Source organism: Synechococcus sp. B60.1, assembly GCF_047462555.1.
In the GTDB taxonomy this organism is placed as follows: Bacteria; Cyanobacteriota; Cyanobacteriia; order Thermostichales; family Thermostichaceae; genus Thermostichus.
In genome coordinates, this window is the sequence record NZ_JANSJN010000103.1 from 2,155 (window position 1) to 5,244 (window position 3,090).

Below are 3,090 nucleotides of genomic sequence, written 5' to 3' on the forward strand. Positions count from 1 at the left end.
AGCCAAGCCACTCTGCAACGGTGGCGGGAGGGCGTCGACTTGGATGGGTCTACCACTTTGCCGGCAGAGGTGGAGTTTTGTGATCCGCCCCCTTTTGGAAGAACCTCCAACTCCTCTTGGCTGAGGGTAGTCCTATTTGAAGGCCGCAACCGGCAAATTCGGCGGGTGGCCGAGCAGCTGGGCCATCCTGTGCTCAGCTTACACCGGGAGGCGATTGGCCCGCTGCGTCTAGGCAACCTAAAGCCAGGTCAGTTTCGCCTGTTGCAGCCGCAGGAGGTTCAGGCTTTGCTAGCCCCGTTTGCGGTCACTAACGGCTCAGCTCTGTCCAGAAGCGCCTCTTTTCACTCCTCCTCTCCCTCTTCATAATCTTTAGCGGGGGAACTTTGTGCCCATCCTCTCTTTTGCAGGTAGCCAAACGATGCAAGAGTCGGAACGCTCTAAGGACTCTGTCCCGCCAACGGGATTGGAAGCCCTGGGATCCCTGTTGCGGCAAACACGGGAGGCACGGGGGCTGACGTTGACAGATGTAGCCAACGATACCTTCATCCGCTCCCAATATCTGCAGGCCCTGGAGGAAGCCGACTTGAGCCGGTTGCCGGAGCCGGTCTATGTGCAAGGCTTCCTCAAGCGCTATGCCAACTATCTGGGGCTGGATGGCGAGGCTTTATCTCGGCAAGCTTTGCCACTCCTATCTGCCAAAACGCCCCATGCGCTCCCTCCTCTTACTGCTGTTGGCGAACAGCTGGGCTTTGCCCTGCGCCCCTTTCACCTCTGGGCCGCCTATGTGGTGCTGGTCGTGCTGGCGGTGGGAGGGCTGTCGGCTCTTTTGGACGGCACCGGCAACCCCTTTGGGCATTGGCTGGCCAGCAGGTCAAGCGGCGAGGGATCCCAGTCGCAGCCGCAAGCAGCTAACTCCCCTGGGCGCAGCCCAGAACCGACCCTTCGCCAGATGTTTCCCACGCTGGATCAGTGGACGCGCATCCAGGGGGTTTTCCCTGACGTGTTGGAGGCCCATACGGAGGGGACGCGGCGCAAGCCGGTGCGCCTTGATATTCGCGTGGTAGAGCGTCCCTCCTGGCTACGAGTCATCGCCGATGGAAAAACCGTTTTTGAGGCCACCCTGCAGCCGGGGGCAGAGCTGAACTGGGAAGCCGAGCGATCAATTGTGCTGCGTACCGGCAATGCCGGCGGGGTGTTGGTGACCTTCAACGACCGCCATCTGGGGGTGATGGGAAGGTTTGGAGAGGTGAAAGAGCTGATGTTTGAGCCGGGGCTAGATATTCAATCCTTCCAATCCTTGCAATAGGGACCCGGCTCGGCCGGAGGGGCTAAAGGCCTTGATTGGGTTGAGGTAGGGCAGAAGCGATTTGCCACCCTTGGGATCCCAACTGCTGCAGCAGACGCCGGACTTTGTCCAGATCTTTGTCGCCCGGTTGGTGCTCGACGCCGCTGGAGAGATCAATGCCGCTAGGCTGGAGGTAGCTGAGGGCCTGCAGAACATTGTCTGGGGTGAGGCCACCGGCCAGCAGCCAGGGCAGGGGCAGGGAGCGGTGGGCCAACTCTGGCCAGTTGAGGGTTTGCCCAGTGCCACCTGCCCGCTGTGGGTGATAGGCGTCCAGAAGCAGAGCCTCCACACAGTCGCCGTAGAGGTGGGCTGCCTCCAGATCTGCCGGCTGGCGAATGCGCAGGGCCTTGATGCGGCGAATGCCGGGGAGCCATTCTCCCAGTTGCCGGCACTCTTCTGGCGATTCCTGGCCGTGGAGCTGAACAGCCGTGAGGCCGCCCACTTCCACCCAGGTGGCAATCGTACGGGGATCCTGATCCACAAAGACCCCCACCTTTTCCACATGTCCGGGCAGGGATCCTAGCCAGCGCGCTGCCGAGAGAGGCAAATAGCGCGGCGTGTTGGGCACTGCGATAAACCCAAGAGCGCTCACCCCCAGCGCAGCGATAGCCTCCGCTTGATCCTGGCGAGTGATGCCGCAGATTTTGACAAACAACCGGCCCATTGGGACGACAATCCCCTACTTTTGGTCGGGGCGCATTTGCAGACGATCCGGCTGTGCTGGATGAAGCGTGTTGATCCGGCGCACCATTTGCCACAGCCGCCCAAAGTTGCGTTGGTTAAAATGCATCACTAGCCTTGGCAAATGGGCAATCTCTTCCTCTGCTTCTTCCGGCAAAGCCTCAGTTTGCTCGATTCGGCCCGAGTCGAGAATGTCGGCAAACTCTTCGTTTAAGATATCCAGAGCCTGGGGCGAGAGCTTGGCATTCAAGCGCAAAACCAGCAGTTCCCGCACATAGCGATTGCTGTGAAAGATGCGATAAAAATCGACGATCTGCTGGCAGGCATCCCCTACATCGTCAGTTAAGGTGTATAAGAAGAGATCTTCTGGGCTGATCAGGCCGCGGCTGAGTAGATGCTCCCGCACATATTCATCCCATTCTTTCCAGTAGCAACCGCCCTTCTTGTCCACCAGCACCAAGGGCATGAGCTTGGTTTTACCGGTTTGCATCAAGGTCAGACATTCAAAAGCCTCATCCTGCGTACCAAAGCCACCGGGGAAAAGCACCAGCGCATCGGTTTCTTTGACAAAAAAGAGCTTGCGTGAAAAGAAATACTTAAAGTTAATGACCCGATCGCTGGCAGCAATCACAGGATTGGCCATCTGCTCGAAGGGAAGCTGGATATTCAGCCCAAACGAGTTTTCCAGCCCTGCCCCCCGATTGCCGGCTTCCATGATTCCACTGCCGCCCCCTGTCAGCACCATGAACCCTCGCTGGCTGATGCAGTGGGCGAACAACTGTGCCTGTCGGTATTCCGGGCTGTCCGGCCCTACCCGTGCCGACCCAAAAACTGTTACCTTGCGCTGATGGACATAGTTCTGGAAGGCCGCAAACCCCTGCTCTAGATCCTCAAGCGTGGCCGCCAGGATCTTGGCGTCCAAGCGGCTGAGATTCAGAGATCCCATCCGCTGTAGTGACTGCAAAATGCGCAGCCAAGCCGTCCGGTTGGGGTGATGCTCCAACTGCTTCAGACGAGTCTCAGCGTTGGAGAAAATCTCCTGGAGAAGAGAAGAAAGGGAATCA

3 protein-coding genes and 2 pseudogenes are annotated in these 3,090 nt (G+C 58.7%); 3 read left to right on the forward strand and 2 right to left on the reverse strand.

Translation table 11 applies throughout. The features are described from left to right. The 3 genes and pseudogenes from NW863_RS10885 to NW863_RS10895 form a co-directional block, all read left to right on the forward strand. Positions 1-366: pseudogene (locus tag NW863_RS10885) on the forward strand (pseudouridine synthase); the annotation flags it as partial. Between the two features lie 52 nt (positions 367-418). Next, positions 419-655 (forward strand): annotated as a pseudogene (locus NW863_RS10890) (helix-turn-helix domain-containing protein); the annotation flags it as partial. Between the two features lie 294 nt (positions 656-949). Further along, positions 950-1,306: a DUF4115 domain-containing protein gene (locus NW863_RS10895; RefSeq protein WP_414366333.1), complete on the forward strand. Its 357-nt coding sequence runs from the start codon at positions 950-952 to the stop codon at positions 1,304-1,306. 22 nt (positions 1,307-1,328) lie between these two features. Here the strand turns inward: NW863_RS10895 and NW863_RS10900 are convergent, their stop codons facing one another. Together NW863_RS10900 and NW863_RS10905 are read right to left on the reverse strand one after the other, a co-directional pair. After that, on the reverse strand, positions 1,329-2,009 hold the full coding sequence (locus tag NW863_RS10900; protein WP_414366320.1) for a phosphoribosylanthranilate isomerase: 681 nt from the start codon (positions 2,007-2,009) through the stop codon (positions 1,329-1,331). 15 nt (positions 2,010-2,024) lie between these two features. Further along, positions 2,025-3,090, reverse strand: a 1,066-nt coding sequence (locus tag NW863_RS10905; protein WP_414366321.1) for a TIGR00730 family Rossman fold protein, incomplete at its 5' end; no start/stop codon positions are given.